This window comes from Litoribacter ruber, from assembly GCF_018500185.1.
Taxonomy (GTDB): Bacteria; Bacteroidota; Bacteroidia; order Cytophagales; family Cyclobacteriaceae; genus Litoribacter; species Litoribacter ruber.
In genome coordinates this window covers 278,930-294,486 of sequence record NZ_JAHBGI010000002.1, presented here as the reverse complement: position 1 = coordinate 294,486, position 15,557 = coordinate 278,930, and the positions used below count along the sequence as shown (strand labels likewise).

The window sequence follows — 15,557 nt, the reverse complement described above, 5'->3', positions numbered from 1 at the left end:
GTGAAACTCCAATAAAACTCTGCGAAACTCCGTGTCCCTTTTATTCCCGCTTGTCCGAACGCCTTATCCCGTCCTCGGTCTTCCGCCTAATTATCATTCCACACATCATGGCTGGTTTTCCAAGAGCCGTCATCCTGTCTTTTGACGATATTGAGGTATTTGGAGCTGCTTTCGGTGGTGTCGGCGGAGGTTTTATCTATCAAAGTGACCCTTGCCTCGCCGCGCCCGAAGCCCATGTCGCCGGAAACCTCTATTTCCTCATACCAGCTGTCCAGTATAGCCTCATATTCTTCAAAGATTTTTGCATAATAGGCTTCAATGGCCTCCGTGCCGGTGGCTACTTCTTGGCCGGGGGCCATGAGGACTCCATTTTTGGTAAAATGTCCGGCAATGGTTGCCGCATCTCCTTCATTAAAGGCCTTTGCCCTGGCCTTGCTCATTTCGGTGATGGCCTGGGCGTCATTGTCATCGGAAGAAGTTGGAGCCTGAGAACAGGCGGCGAGAAGGGCAAGGACAATTGTGAAAATGAATAATCGCTTCATCTTGTAGTATCTTGTGGACTATAAAGGTACTAATTCCCGCTTGTAACCCAACTTTGGCCCAACACTCACCCGACCTTGACCCAAGAAAACTTTGGGTGAGGAGTGGGCAGGTGCTGGGCCAAGACTGGGTGAAGGTTGGATATGAGACGCTTCATACACGCTTCATACTCCCTTGGTACCTGAATAGGCTAGGGCTTACACCACCAACCTTTTCTTTTCATCATCGCCAAGTTTTTTATACTTCATCCAGGCGATCACAGAGATTACAAGTAGAACGGCTACAATCCAATATACCCAATGTGGCACCGGTACCGGATCACCGGCGGCGTAGGAGTGCAATCCCGATAGGTAATAGTTGACCCCAAAGGAGGTCATGATGATGGTAGAGAAGCCCCAAAGACTGGCCAAATTATAAAGCAGGCTGTTTTTCAATGGAGGAATCAATCTCAAATGTAGGATGGCCGCATAGATGATGATGGAGATCAACGCCCAGGTTTCCTTTGGATCCCAAGCCCAGTAGCGGCCCCAGCTTTCGTTGGCCCATACGCCACCAAGGAAGGTGCCAATGGTCAGCAAAAACAGGCCGATGGTGATGGACATTTCATTCACCACATTGAGTTCCTGCATGCTCAGCCACCATTTGGCTTTTGGTGCGGTAGGCTTGAAGATCAGCAGCATCAGGCTTAGCAAGGCCATGATGGCGGAAAGTGCCAATGGCGCATAGCCACTTACTATTACTGCCACGTGGATTTTGAGCCAGTAGGAGTGGAGCACCGGCATCAAGTTGGTGATTTCAGGGTTTAGCCAATCCAGAAACCCCACAAAGAGGAGGGTGCCTGAAAACAGAAGCCCGAGTGGCACAGTAAATTTTGATTTATCGGAAAATATCAAACCGAAGAATAGCACACCCCAGGCCACGAAGACCAACATCTCGAACCCATCACTCCAAGGCGGGTGCTTGGCAATGTACCATCTCAATCCCAAGTGAAAGGTAAACACCAACAAGCCGATCCAACCCAAAACATTGCCTACACTCCAAGCGATATGTAAAGGTTTATTTTCCTTGAACAACATGGTAATTCCCAGCATCAGCATGCATAATCCAATCAACCAGAAGGGACCAAACATTCTAGTGCCTAGGTTTAATCGGTTGTATAGCACTTCTGCCATGATCAGGTTTTCACTAGGATAGACTTCCTTGCCCGCATATTGCTGGAAGACATTGATGTAGTTAAGCGCTTCATAGGCATCTTCCCAGTTGTTTTGCTCCAATCCTTTTTTCACGCCGTTCAGAAAAAGTGGGGTGATATTTTTGACAAAAATGGCATCCTCCTCTTCAAACCCCTGCTGGTGTTGCTGACTGGTAAACCAGGTGTTATTTTCATCCAATTGGTTTGGAAAAATTCTCAGAAAATCACCTGTCAACAGGGCATAGAAGATATTGAAGCGTTCATCTGTTTTGAGCAATTCTTTATGGCTTTCATTTCGCTCAGATGGCTTGAGCATATTGGCAATTTCCACCAATTCATAAAGTCTGTATTCCCCGTCATCGGTCAGAAAATCCCTGAAGCTAATCCTGTCAGTTGGCTCCAGGTCCAATGCTGCAAATGCATGTAGGGATTTTTCACTGTCTATCTTAATAATCGGCAAATGGCTATAACTCACAGGATCCAGCTGTATGGCAAGCAAAAATTGCTCTGCCGTCAACCTTTCTGTACCAGCATCGGTTGGAATGTCCACATAAGATTTTCCCGCCACTTTCCTCACAATTTCATTGGCAAGGGTATTCAAAGGCTTCATTCTACCGTCAAGATCCTGTACGATCAGTTTACCATACTCGTCAGCTACCTCCTTGGGTACAATGCTTTCTGGCGCTACTGTAGGTACTGGCGTTTGGGCCTGAAGGCCTGCGATGGCGAATAAAAAGAGGGGCAGAGTCACCATGGCTTTTTTCCTCAGCGTCACCAGTTTTCTATTCAGCATCTGGAAGCGGCTGCCTTTTACAAATAGGGTCATAAACATACCCAGGGTCATTAGGAAGTAGCCAAAGTAAGTCAAATAAGTGCCTGGCCGATCCTGATTGACGGAAAGCACCGTGCCCATTTCGTCTGTATCGTAGGAGGACTGATAAAACCTGTATCCCCTGTAGTCCAACACATTGTTCATAAAAATCCGGTAGGGGAATTCATCTCCATTATCCCTCACCATCACCTCACTGGCATAGCTGGCTGGGCTTTGGCTACCCGGGTAGCGGTCCAACTCGAAGGCATTTAAATATAATTCAAATGGGAAAGAAATAGCCTTGGGGCCATATGTTAGGCTGAATTCCTGCCCATCATGTTCAAAGGAATGCCAATTGGGCTTTAGGCTGGTGAGCTTAAAATAGGCGTTAGAAATAGGATTGTCATCTTGATCTTTGATGGCAAGTTTGATGATGTCCGACCTGTTTTTTGCCACCTCAGGGTCTGGCTCCGGCCCGTAGTGTAGCTGTGCGTTTTCCTCGATTGATTTCACTATAAAAGCTCCCGCATCCCATTGATATAGGGATCTGTAGCGGATGGGCTGGGTTTCCCCGGCATGCATCACGCCCATCTGCTGGGTATTCATGTCCATCAGCTGTAGGTGAATGTTGGTGTGGATCATCCAGGAAGAATCTGTTTTGAAGACTTTCACAGGACTTTCCGCCTCCAAAGTAGTTCCCAGTTCAAAGTCCCCCAGTTTCACTGTCTGACCCGGGTTGACCAGATAATCCTCCCTTCCGGATCCCACTGCCACAGCTAGACCGATATAGGTTTGATCACCTTGTTCAAACTCCTCCCTGCCGCCAATGATGTAATCCTCAAAAGTCACTTTGAAATTGGGCTCATTGAAGTTTACCTTATGGGTTTGTGGTCTGAATTTATGACCAATCAGGGCAATAGGCTTCTCAAAACTATTTCCCTTTTCGGCATTGTGGTTTTTCACCTGCAGGTAATGCGCGGTAGTGTAGAAGGTATTTCCAGTTTCACCTTCACGGATGTGTATCATGCCTTCCTCACTCATGTAGCGGGTGATACCCGCTCCCAATATGGTGATTACAAAGGCAATGTGAAACAATCCTATCGGCCACCTCTTGGCGCTGAATAACTTGTAATGCTGGATGTGCCCCAAAAAATTGAAGGCCAACCATATCAGGATGATTTCAAACCACCAGGAATCATAGACCATGCCCCGGGCTACGGCTGTCCCGTGATCATTTTCTATAAAGGTGGCCCAGGCCATACTTCCAGCAAAAGCAATCAACAGCACCAAGGTAACCTTGGTGGAAAATACTAACTTCACTAACCTCATTCTTCCTACAGTAATATTCCTATAAATTTATTCTTCATATTGGGCCTAAAGATCATCATGAGATAGGCCCAGTTTTGGGTGTCTCTTAGGTTACGGTTGCCCTGTATGGCGCGATAAGTATCTGTGTGGAAAAATTGGCTGTATCCCCCCTGAAGGGAAATCGCATCGGTGAATACATAACCAAAACTCAAATCCAGCTCGGTCCCCATGAAGTTGCTCAAAGGGTCTGGACCGCCTTCAGGTCCGAATACACTTGCATAGGAGTAAAACAAATGGGCATCGCCTTGAAGGAAAAACCTTTCATTGAAATCATATCGGCCTCTGAGAAAATAATCCTGAAGGCCCACATTGTTTTCATGGGCTCCGCCTACGTAAAACAGATCCATGTAACCGTTAAATAGGTGGTTGGTACCATAAAGCGGGGAGTAGGCATTATTCGTCAAAGAGTCCACCCCGCCGCTTAGAATCTCAAAGCCTCCGACAAGTCTGAACTTTCTGCCTATCTCATTATTGATGTCAAACTGCTGGGTGACCTGGGCACTTACATTATAGGCATTGATCCTTCTTCTTTCCACGCCAAATCTATCTCTTCCCAATTGGTGGTAATAGTACCCTGTAAAGGTGGTGTTGCCCATTTGGTATTTCAATGTGGGGAGCCCAATCGTCTGTCGGAAATCCACTCCCGTGGTGGAGAATTCTTCATCTTCAACTGTCCAAAACTGCCTGCCGTCATTCCAAAACATAGCCGAGAAATGAAAATCCCCGTACTTGTTTTCATATCGGGCCATTTGGGCTACCTTATATTGGTTGGGAATAACGAAGGTAGTCTCAAAGAGGAACTGGTTTTCTTGGTTGAATCCCCCTCCAAAATGAAGCTTCATGTCTTCTTTTTCATATTTGACCAGTGCAAAATCATGTGCCCTGGCTTGGAGCGCCCAATCCAAATTACCCAAGAAGCGGGCATTATCGTAATTCAATTCCTGCCGGCCAAGCTTGATTTTCCACATGGGGCCCATATCCGCCTCAAGCCAAGCCTCATGGACGGATAAAAAATTGTCGGTTAGCTTGACCTGAGTGGTATTGCCCCAAGTCCGGATATCCTGTACACTCATGAAAAAATTAAAGCCATCCATTCGGTAACTCGCCTGTAGTCGGGCCCTATGGGCAATAAATGCTGCTGGGTTTTCTCCTTCCCCAATGGGTCTGCCGAAGCCATTCCGGTATTCTCCCCGGGTTATATACTGGCCGTCAATGCTAAACTGTGCCATCGCACTGTAGTAGGAAAGTGTCATTATCATGACCAATCCAATGGTTATCCATTTTTTCATAACATTGATATTTTAAAACTGAGTAAAGGTTTTGTTCAATATATTTAACTGATTTATAGTGTAATACACGAACAATATAAGTGCCCTATTTCTCAACCCAATATCATTTATTGCTAAGTACTTTTACTTCTTTTTGTGCCTCTCTGGCCCTGCCTTCCTTCAACCATCTCGGTACCACCTGCTCGAGGAATTTCCCTTTAGCCTCAGTTTCCTTTTCAAGGTCAATACCTATATAGGCCTGAAGTGCACTTTTGCTGTTTAGGTCTGGGGTTTTCACAGGCTCATTATGTCCCAAATCGGCCAGTACTCGGGTCAGTTTGATGCGGGTTTCCTGGATGATATCCGTGGCGGAGGTTACAATTCTACTGGTTTCAAGCGGAGCGTGGAAAGCCGCCCCATGGGAGGCCACTGCATAATCCCATCTCCACTGGGCATGTCTGATGCCGGTAAGGATGTCTTTCATCTGTTCTTGGGTGGCACCAAGCTCCCAGGCCTTCTCTGCCTCAAAGTGGGCCATGGCTATGATCCTCCTTAATTTATTGGTGCCTTCCTTGATTTTTCTCTGTCGCTCATAGACATCATTTACCAGATCGGAAACTTTTTCTCTGTGGCACACAAAACAGCTGTTTTCCACATTGTTTAGGGGGGATCCTATGTGGTGGTCGGTAAATTTCTGTCCGCCCTCAGTTCGATAAGGCATATGGCAGTCCGCACAACTTACGCCTCGTTGGGCGTGTACGCCCATGGAGAACAATTCGTAATCTGGGTGCTGGGCTTTCAGCATCTTGGCCTTACTCATCGGGTGGATCCAGTCAGCAAAGTCAATGTTGTCAAAGTAAGCTTCGATAGACTCCACATCCATCCCATCTTTCCAAGGGAAAGTCAGGTACTGGGCGCCTTCCTTGCCAGGCTTATTTTTGTCAAAATAATACTCCACGTGACACTGCGCGCATACCAGCGAGCGCATTTCCTGATGGGTGGCGTTGTTAATATCCTTGCCCATGGCTTCAAATGCCTCGATCAGTGCCGGTCTGGTAATGGTCAGATTCATGGTTTCGGGATTGTGGCAATCCGCGCATCCTATTGGGTTGATCACTTCAGGACCCAGGTCAGAAAGCTTTTTGCTGTAATACTCCGTCACACCCATTTCGCTCATCAAGCGGGGCACGTCGGGGCTTTTACAGGTCCAGCAGGTGCTTGGCATCACGCCCTCACCAGCCTCCATAGGCGCACCGATCCTGACGGAGTGCAGCACGTCGTGCACCGCGTAGGCATGCCCCCTTGGCTCGTTGTAGCCCTTGCTGAATGCATAGCCTGCCCAAAGGATCACCATTTCCGGCTGGTCTTCCAAGGCATCCCGTAGGGCGCTGGTGTTGTATTTACTGGTAAAGGTGGTGTCGGCAGTTCTTTGATAGGATTGATACTGTCGGGGGTAATTAAGGCCCCAAATGGAATCGCGCGGTTCGATACCATCAATTTGGACCTTGGGCTGATAGGCAAATCTTGCCTCAGCTTTTCTGTCCATAATTGTATAGGCCAGCATTGCCAATAAAAAGACGACTATGATGGTGCCAATGAAAAGAATCCAATTTCTCATGGTAAATGGTTATTTATTAGTTGTGGACGGTGTGTTGCTTTTTTTTATCTTTTATGGTATCTCTCAACCATTTGGGTACAATTTGAAGATCAGAAGGGGCATGGGCCCGGATGGGCTCAATTTGATGGCCCACAGATGAGAGACTTTTTACCCTGCCATGGGGCACTTCCCTGTGGCATTCCCAGCAGAGGCGGTCGGTGCGCTTAGCATGGTGGTCCTCTACGAACCCCGAAAGCTTGGCATCTGTCACCTGCGGGGTGTGGCACCGGATGCAGTTGTTTTGAATCACCTCTACAGAGGGCTCGCGGGCCTTGATTACCTCCGGCTCCGCTCTCAACGTGAAGATGGCAGAATGGTAAAGCCCATCCATGGCTTTGAAGTAATACTTATTGAAGACATTATCGTGGGGGACGTGGCAGTCATTGCAGTGGGCTACCTCGCGGTGGGCACTGTGGTTCCAGGTGATATACTGGGGTGTCATCACGTGGCAGTTGACACAGGCTTGGGGATCGTCCGAAAGATAGGAGGCTGCATTGCTCAATTTCACCATGTACAGACCCAGACCAATGATTGAGGCAACCAATACGGTAGCGGCAGGCCGCCATTTTCGCGGGGGGATCAGGGAGTAGCGGAACATAAACCGCTTGAATTTGGGTAGTCTGCCCATAAGGAAAAGATTTGATTCAAAAGTAGGTTGACTGAAAAATCCAAACTATGACATAAGTCATAATTTAGTATAAATATAAAAATATTATAGGTTACACAAAAATGTGAGTTCTTCAACCCTTAATTGGGATAAGATTATCCGAATTATGAGTATATTTGACATGTTTATCAATCCAAGAAGAAAATGGGCAAACCCTTGAAAAGACACACTGCGCTGGTTCCGTTAAGCCAGGACCACCATTTTGGTTTGCTGCTTTCCTGGAAAATCAGGAAGGGGCTAAAAGTAGGCTTTGAAAAGGAAAGGATTGTCCGCTATGTGGAGTATTACTTTGGGGAACATCTGTCAACCCATTTTGAGCTTGAGGAAAGGCATATATTTCCATTTCTCGATGAAAACCATCCCATGCGGACCCTTGCTGAAAAGCAACACAGGGAGCTTCGGGCTTTGGTGGAAGAAATCAACGACTTTCCTAAAGGAAAGGGGGAGGAGCTGGAAACTTTCGCCGAAAAGCTTGAGCAGCATATTAGATTTGAGGAAAGGGAGTTGTTTGAACATATCCAGCAAGTGACCCCAGAAGATAAAATGGAGGAATTGGAGGATAAACTTGCCTACATCCACCGCAAAGTAGACGACACCTGGACGGACCGATTCTGGGAATAAAGGGAGCGCAGGCAGGAACAGACACCCGACATCTAAATCTAACATCGGTCATCCGACATCCGACATCGGACACCCGACATAACACAATAAAAATGTTTTCAAAAGCAGCAGAATACGGCATCAGAGCCGTGATTTACGTATGGGGCCAAAGCAACAAAGGCCTGAAAATGGGTGTCAAAGACATCTGTAAGGAAATTGACGCACCTGAGTTTTTTACCGCAAAAGTATTGCAGTCCCTTGCTAGACTGAATATCATCAGTTCGGCAAAAGGACCCAACGGGGGCTTTTATATCGATGAGGAACAGGAGGAAATAAAACTGATCGACCTGGTAGTGGCCATTGATGGGGACGGGATCTTCCGAGGATGTGCCCTGGGACTCAAGCAGTGCTCCGAAACAAATCCTTGCCCGATTCACAAGGACTTCAAAGCCATCCGCGACGATCTCACCCACCTCCTCCAAACCCGAACCATCAGGGAACTCGCCCAGGATGTAGATAAAGGTCTAGCTACTTTAGTGAGGTAAAAATAAACTCACCGAAAAGCCATGTATCAGTTTAGAAGGTTATTTCCCGATAACCGCTTTGCGGATCGGGAAGTTTAGGAGTTTAGAAATGAGATCTACTGGAGCAGCTTTGCTTTACTTAGTTTTCTTCGCGTGAAACCAACGCATCACCCCTGTCTTCTCTTTGCGTTTCTAAACTTCTAAACTAGGCCGCAGGCCGACTAAACTTCTAACCACATTTTTACCCTCTCATCTTAATTTGTAGACCTCTCAGGAAATTGCGCAGGACTTGGTCTTTGCATACTCTGTATTGAGATTGTGAAGGCTTGCGGAAAAGGGCCGAGAGCTCGTGCTTGCTGAAGCGGAAATCAGCCAAGCCCAATATCACCAAGATATCCTCATCTTTGAGTTCAAGGGCAATCTTAAGCTTGCGGAAGATCTGATTGTTGTTCAGGCTTTTTTCTGGAGCGGGCTGCTCACCGTCTTTCTTGCCCCGTTTTTCGATGATGAATCCGTTGAGAAAAGCAGCCAGTTCCTTGTCATATAAAGGTAGGAAAGATTCATCGTCCTCTTTTTTCATCCAGTCACTTACCTCAGACCTTGTGGCCTCATAGCCTCCCTGGGCAAAAAGCGCCATCATGGAGTCATCATTGAAATCAAAAGTGTAGCGCAATGATCGCAATATATCGTTGTTGTTCATAAAAGCTAGGTTTCAGCACGCAAGATAAGAAATTACCCTTTAGAACTTGAGGATAAACTCCTGAAGGTTTTCCGAGCGCTCCAGCTGCAGCTTTTTCCTCAGTCTATATCGCGCGATCTCAATGCCCCGGGTAGAGATATTCATCAGGTTGGCTATTTCCTTGGAGGAAAGGTTCATCCTAAGGTAGGCGCTGAGTTTGATTTCCTGCGGACTGAGGTTATCATATCTTTTCTTAAACCTATATAGAAAATCCCCGTGAACCTGGTCAAAATGAATCTCAAACTGCTCCCAATCCGCATCGGCAGCTATGTTTTTCTCTATGCTCTGCACCACCTTTTCCAGTTCATGCTTAACCTCTTGGTTTTTGGTCTTCTTGATCACGGAAGTCACACCTGTTTTAACATGATTAATAAATCCATTTTTATTTATCAGGTGCATGGTTGCTGAGGCCAGTTCCTTATTCTTGCTCTGTATTTGATTTTCCAGCTTCTCGGTTTGGAGCCTTTCGATCTCCGCCTGGGAATCCTGCAAGGCCATTTCCTTTTGCTTCAAGGCCTGCCTTTGAGCAGAGGTAATCTTTGCTGTCTTGAGCTTGTTCCGTTTTTCAATCCACTGATAGGAAGAATATATCCCCGAAATCACCATCAGCCCATAAATGATATAAGCCCACGTGGATCTGTACCAAGGAGGAAGGATGGTAAAGGCAAACCTGGCCTCTTCTCCCAGTTCCCCATAGAGGTTTTTGCTCCTCACATGAAACACATAATCTCCTTCCCGCAGGTTGGTATAGGCGCGGTCCCGCCTGTTGGACCATTCTCCATACTCGCTCTCCAGTCCTTCCAGCCAAACCTGAAACTGGGTTGAGTTTTCCTGGTTGGGTACGGGGTTGCTGAACTCAAACCTGATGTTGCCATTTTCATAAGGGTAGGAAATGCTCTCGTCGTTATCAGAACTATTATAATTCCCGCTATAAATCAAGGAATCCGATGGATTGGTCAGGTAAATTGATCGGATGAGGGTAGGGTAGGCCGGAGTCACGGGTTTGTTCTGATCAAGTCTGTACCAGATAAATCCCTCCTTGGCGGCAAAGAGCACCTCATTGGACTGGATCAGCGCCAAATTTTGGAGATCATCGTTGAGCAAGGGTTTGATCTTGTTGAAGACTTGATGGTTTTTGAGGTAACCACCGTTGATCTGTTTTTCCAAAACGCCAACTTCCTGGCTGGCTATGTAAAAGATGTTGCCCAAGGGATCCTCTGCCATGCTGGTGATAATGGTGCCTTCGTCAAAATATGCGCTGAACATGCCATCTTTCTCAAAGCTGTCAGAGAACTGATTGTAGGAATACACCCCAATCTCTGTTGTAAAAAGAATGCGGTTGTTGATTTTCCAGACGCTGTTGAGCAGGTTGGAGGGTAGTCCCTGATCTTTGCCGTAATGCTGAACAGTCACATTTTCCAGTTTATCATCCAGCAGTAATTTATAGACACCCTTATAACCGTGAGCCATCCATATGGTGCCATCCTCATCCTGCTCCACTATACGGGAGCTTTCATTGAATCCTTGTAGTTTACGCTTGAATCTCAGCTTGCCATTTTGGTTTTCAAAAAGAAACAAACCGTTATACCCACCACTGAGAACTAGGTTTGGGTGGTTTTTCAAGGGCTGAAAGTTCCAGATTCCACTAGTTTCCTGGGTCTTGTCCAAGCGGTCCCCATCATACACAATGGCACCGTCATTATGGCCAACAAGCAAATCCCCCTGATAGTCGGAGATCCAATAAACCTGTCCCTCAGTTTGGGAAAGGGGAGATACATTCCTGCTGGGGGTGTTGAGGTTTTGGGAATAAACGCCATCATTGGTACCATAATAAAGCCTCCCTTGCAGCAAATGGGCATCATATCCTGTACCTTCCAAACCGGAATATTGGTCAATTTTTCTGAAGGGAAGGTTCAATTCCAACAGCGTGATTCCATTGTTGTGCCCCATCCAGAGATTTCCCCCTATGTCTTCAAAAAAGGATAGGATGGTGTTGTTTTGGATCCCGTTACCTTTGTGAAGGTGTTGGGTGACACCCTCCAGCTCATTGATCAGGTACATGCCATCATTCTGAGTGCCCACGGCGATGCTTCCTTCCTTGAGCCGAAATGCTTTGTTGATTTTGGAACCGCCCTCCAACTGGTATCTCCATTTTTTCAATCCAGAGACAGTGTGCAGGTAGATTCCTTCATCCCTCGTGAACACCAAGCGCTGATCTTGAGAGAGGGAAATGACTCCAGATAGCACTTTTCCCGCAAGATCATTACCGCTTGCCAATGGCAACAAGCTGTCCTTTGAAATAATATGAAGGCCTTTCTCCCAGTCGTTTATATAAATTTGATTACCAGCTAAATGATAGCTTTCAAATGAACTATAACTTTTAATATTTCCCACATACTCAAAAGCATTATTGAAGATGAAAATGTAATCCACTGTGCAGAAATAAATGCGGTCGTGGGCTTTATAAATCTTCCAAACCTCATTGATGTTGCGCAGCTCACTGGGTAATTTATCAATAAGAGAGAAAAATTCTAGACTTCCTTTTTTGTCAGAGGCAAAGTATCCAAAATCAGCCTGACCACTTGTCAGGATTCTACCTGAGTCATCAATGACCACATCCCTTACTTTTGTGGAGTTGGGCAGGGAGTACTTCCTCCAGCTGGTTCCGTCATATTCCAGCAGCCCAAAATTATTGGCCACGTAGATCAATCCTTTTTCACTCTGCGCAATGGAGAAATTCTGAATGCCCCCTTGATATTCCTCACTCGAATAGAATTTGGAAAAAGGGAGGCCCAAATTCTGTGAGGCCGCAGGTAAACCAAGGGTTAAGAAAAGGAAAAAGATTAACGTGTACTTCATTTTCTGGAATTGAGAGGACTAAAGTAGTAATTTTTTGATGATGTAGTGGTGTGTGGATAAAAGTTAGGATGGTGAAAAATAAAAAAAGCACTCCCATTTAGCCTATAGACAGTTTTTTGGCTTAAATGATGTGTTTTTGTGAAAAGTAAAAATCGAAGGTGATGTAGTATTGTAGTAGCCTGTTTTTTTGCAGTAGAGCGGTAAATGATTTGATTTCGGGGATTAATTTCTAAATCCAAAATTTATCGCATGAAAAAAATTTTATGGTTTTGTCTTGCCATGTGTATCAATTGTAGCCTTTGGGCGCAAACGATTGCAATCTCTGGCACAGTCACGGACGAAACCGGGGAACCGCTCCCCGGCGTCAGTGTCTTAAAAGTAAACAGTACCGTGGGTACGGTCACGGATCTGGATGGAAGGTATTCCATCAATGCCGATCAAGGTGACCAGTTAAGGTATAGCTTTATAGGCTTTACCACCCTTACCAGAACGGTAGGTACTTCCACGACAATTAATGTGGAAATGGAATCCGATGTTTCTTCTCTTGATGAGGTGGTAGTCGTAGGTTACGGCACGGCCAAGAAGAAGGAATTGACCGGAGCAACTTCCCAGGTAAGAGGGGAAAGCATTGAGAAGATGAACATGCCGCGTGTGGATCAGGCCCTACAGGGTAAGATCGCAGGGGTGAACATTTCTACTAACTCTGGTGCTCCAGGGGGAACTTCCAACATACGTATCCGTGGTATCAGTACTTCAGGCCAAAACAACCCCTTGATTTTGGTTGATGGGGTGATTTATGATGCTGAGGGTTTGAACGCATTGAACCCAAATGATATTGAGTCTGTAAACGTCCTGAAGGATGGTACTGCAGGTATCTACGGGGTGAGAGCGGCCAATGGTGTGATCTTGATCGAAACCAAAAAAGGAGCTGTGAATGCCAAGCCTTCATTTAATGTTGGCGCTTATTATGGTGTTCAATCTACTGCCCGTCAGCTGGACCTGCTTAACGCCAGAGAGTATGCCATCTTGAAAAACGAGGCTTTTGCTGCAGGTGGACAGGCAATGCCTTTCAACAATACCAATTTGGGATTGGGTACTGACTGGCAAAATGCGGTATTTACCGAAGCGCCTATCCAGGAATACAACATGTCCGTGACCGGAGGAACAGCCAAATCCAGCTACTCCATCGGAGGTTCTTATTTTGCACAGGAGGGTATCGTTGGCGGACCTAAAGCCAATTTTGAGCGATACAATGCCAGAATCAACTTCACTACTGAACTGGCGCCAAGAGTCAGACTTACCAATGTATTGCTTTATACGCACGAGCAAAGTTCAACAATTCCCCAGGGAGGCATTGGATCGGTGCTTTATAATACCGTGAATGCTTATCCAACTGAGCCACTTATGGTGGATGGGAGATATTCCTACTTGGATAATGTAAACGACATCATCAACCCATTGGCTCAGATGGCCAATACTTATAATGATGCTTGGGTAAATAAGATTGTGGGTAAAGAAGAAATCTCCTACGAAATCAACAACAGATTTACAGCAGTAGGTAGAGCTGGTTATAACTACAGTTTGGTAGATACCAAAAACTTCAACCCACTTGTATGGTACGGTACCGGTAAGGCGCCAAATACAGCAAGGAATGCCAACTTGGATCCAGTGATTGTAAATATTGGTGACCTTGAAATCGAAAGAGGTGCAAATGTGGCCGAAGCGAGAAATACATTCTTTGACTACAACCTTGAAGCCTTCTTAAACTACAGCGAGACCTTTGACGAAGATCACAGAGTAAGAGGAACAGCGGGTGTTTCTTACATTGGAAACAGAAGCATGGGTTTGAGCGGTGTTGGTTTTAATATTCCTAACAACGACCCTGCTTTGGCTGATATTTCTGCCAACCAGGCTGCCGGTGGATTTTTGAACAATGTGGGTTCATTCCAGAACAGACAGCGTTTGACTTCCGTATTTGCAAGGGCTGAATATGACTATAAGCAGCGTTACTTTATCTCCGGAATTGTGAGAAGAGACGGTTCTTCCAACTTTGGGGCCAACAACAGAATCGGTTATTTCCCATCCATTTCAACTGCTTGGATTATCTCTGAGGAGGATTTCTTCGGCACGAGTGCCGTTGACTTCTTGAAATTAAGAGCCAGTTACGGGGTTTCCGGCAATGATCAAATCGGCCTTTTCAGATATAGAGGACTTTTGAATGGTACGGCAAGATATGTATTTAACGACCTGATTGTAAACGGTGCGGCCATCGGAACAACCAGTAACCCTGATTTGAAGTGGGAGACTACAGAGCAGACCAACATTGGTGTCGATGCGACTTTTTTTGGCGGGATAGATTTCACGGCCAACTATTTCATCAAAAACACCAGAGACCTATTGTTCCAGCCGGAAGTTTCTGCATTGTTGGGTTCTTATGGGGCTGGTGGATTCCCTCCAGTGATCAATGCGGGTAACGTGCTGAACAGAGGTCTTGAACTTGAATTGGGCTATGACCTAAGAAGAGCATCAGGATTGAATATCAGATTGGATTACAACGTGACATTCCTTCATAACAGGGTGACCAGTGTACCCACTGGACTTGATTTCATTCCAGGTGCTCCATTTGGGGTAGGGGGAAGCGTGGCTACCAGATTTGAAGTAGGTTACCCAATCGGTTACTTTGTAGGTTACCAGACCAACGGTATCTGGCAATCTGAAGAAGAAATTGCCTCAAGCCCGGTTTCTCAGCCTGGCGCACGTCCAGGGGACCTGAGATTCGTTGACCAGAATGGTGACGGGGTGATCAACTTCGGTGATGATTCTGACAGAACAATGATCGGTTCCCCAATTCCAGATGTGATCATGGGCTTCAACTTGGGTATGGATTTCAAAGGCTTTGACTTTTCTGCCAACGTATATGCCGCACTTGGTCAGGACATCATCAGAAACTATGAGCGTCAGCAGCCTTACGCCAATATGCTTTCTTACAACTTGGAAAGATGGACGGGTCCAGGAACAACCGATGTTTTCCCTAGATTGACTACTGGCCAGACCAGAAACACGGTATTCTCTGATTTTTATGTGGAAGATGGATCATTCGTAAGGTTGAGAAATGTGACCCTAGGCTATACCCTTCCTAGAACATTGACTGAAAACCTTAAAATCTCATCCGTAAGGTTTTATGTAGCAGCCAACAACCTGTTTACGCTGACTCGCTATATGGGCTTTGACCCGGATGTGGGAGCTGGAAACCCGCTTTTTGCTGGTGTTGACAACGGTATTTACCCACAAGCGAGAACCGTAATGGGAGGTCTAAACATTAAATTCTAATT

The 15,557-nt window shown here is 46.0% G+C and carries 10 protein-coding genes; 3 read left to right on the top strand and 7 right to left on the bottom strand.

Features of this window, described 5'->3' with window-relative positions; translation table 11 throughout:
- Positions 1–86: 86 nt before the first annotated feature.
- The 5 genes from KIH41_RS03540 to nrfH all read right to left on the bottom strand — a co-directional run bounded on the left by KIH41_RS03540 (position 87) and on the right by nrfH (position 7,464).
- Positions 87–542 (bottom strand): SgcJ/EcaC family oxidoreductase, encoded by a 456-nt coding sequence (locus KIH41_RS03540; RefSeq protein WP_214161524.1) that lies wholly within the window; start codon positions 540–542, stop codon positions 87–89.
- Between the two features lie 195 nt (positions 543–737).
- Positions 738–3,872: a cytochrome c biogenesis protein gene (gene ccsA, locus KIH41_RS03535; protein WP_214161523.1), complete on the bottom strand. Its 3,135-nt coding sequence runs from the start codon at positions 3,870–3,872 to the stop codon at positions 738–740.
- Between the two features lie 5 nt (positions 3,873–3,877).
- A complete protein-coding gene (locus tag KIH41_RS03530) occupies positions 3,878–5,200 on the bottom strand; it encodes an alginate export family protein (protein WP_214161522.1) in 1,323 nt (440 codons plus the stop codon).
- 103 nt (positions 5,201–5,303) lie between these two features.
- Positions 5,304–6,797: an ammonia-forming cytochrome c nitrite reductase gene (gene nrfA, locus KIH41_RS03525; protein WP_214161521.1), complete on the bottom strand. Its 1,494-nt coding sequence runs from the start codon at positions 6,795–6,797 to the stop codon at positions 5,304–5,306.
- Between the two features lie 16 nt (positions 6,798–6,813).
- The gene (gene nrfH / locus KIH41_RS03520; RefSeq protein ID WP_214161520.1) at positions 6,814–7,464 is read right to left on the bottom strand and encodes a cytochrome c nitrite reductase small subunit; all 651 of its coding nucleotides are present in this window, start codon (positions 7,462–7,464) and stop codon (positions 6,814–6,816) included.
- Positions 7,465–7,659: 195 nt separating this feature from the next.
- Between nrfH and KIH41_RS03515 the strand changes: the two genes are divergently transcribed.
- Positions 7,660–8,124 (top strand): hemerythrin domain-containing protein, encoded by a 465-nt coding sequence (locus KIH41_RS03515; protein WP_213945348.1) that lies wholly within the window; start codon positions 7,660–7,662, stop codon positions 8,122–8,124.
- A 92-nt stretch (positions 8,125–8,216) separates the two neighbouring features.
- Complete coding sequence (locus tag KIH41_RS03510) at positions 8,217–8,648, top strand: RrF2 family transcriptional regulator (RefSeq protein ID WP_213945349.1); 432 nt, start codon at positions 8,217–8,219, stop codon at positions 8,646–8,648.
- 220 nt (positions 8,649–8,868) lie between these two features.
- Here the strand turns inward: KIH41_RS03510 and KIH41_RS03505 are convergent, their stop codons facing one another.
- Together KIH41_RS03505 and KIH41_RS03500 are read right to left on the bottom strand one after the other, a co-directional pair.
- Positions 8,869–9,327, bottom strand: coding sequence for a YehS family protein (locus KIH41_RS03505; RefSeq protein ID WP_213945350.1), 459 nt, complete (start codon positions 9,325–9,327; stop codon positions 8,869–8,871).
- A gap of 39 nt (positions 9,328–9,366) precedes the next feature.
- Complete coding sequence (locus KIH41_RS03500; RefSeq protein WP_214161519.1) at positions 9,367–12,225, bottom strand: ligand-binding sensor domain-containing protein; 2,859 nt, start codon at positions 12,223–12,225, stop codon at positions 9,367–9,369.
- Positions 12,226–12,474: 249 nt separating this feature from the next.
- Between KIH41_RS03500 and KIH41_RS03495 the strand changes: the two genes are divergently transcribed.
- Complete coding sequence (locus tag KIH41_RS03495; protein WP_214161518.1) at positions 12,475–15,555, top strand: SusC/RagA family TonB-linked outer membrane protein; 3,081 nt, start codon at positions 12,475–12,477, stop codon at positions 15,553–15,555.
- The last annotated feature ends 2 nt before the right edge of the window (positions 15,556–15,557 follow it).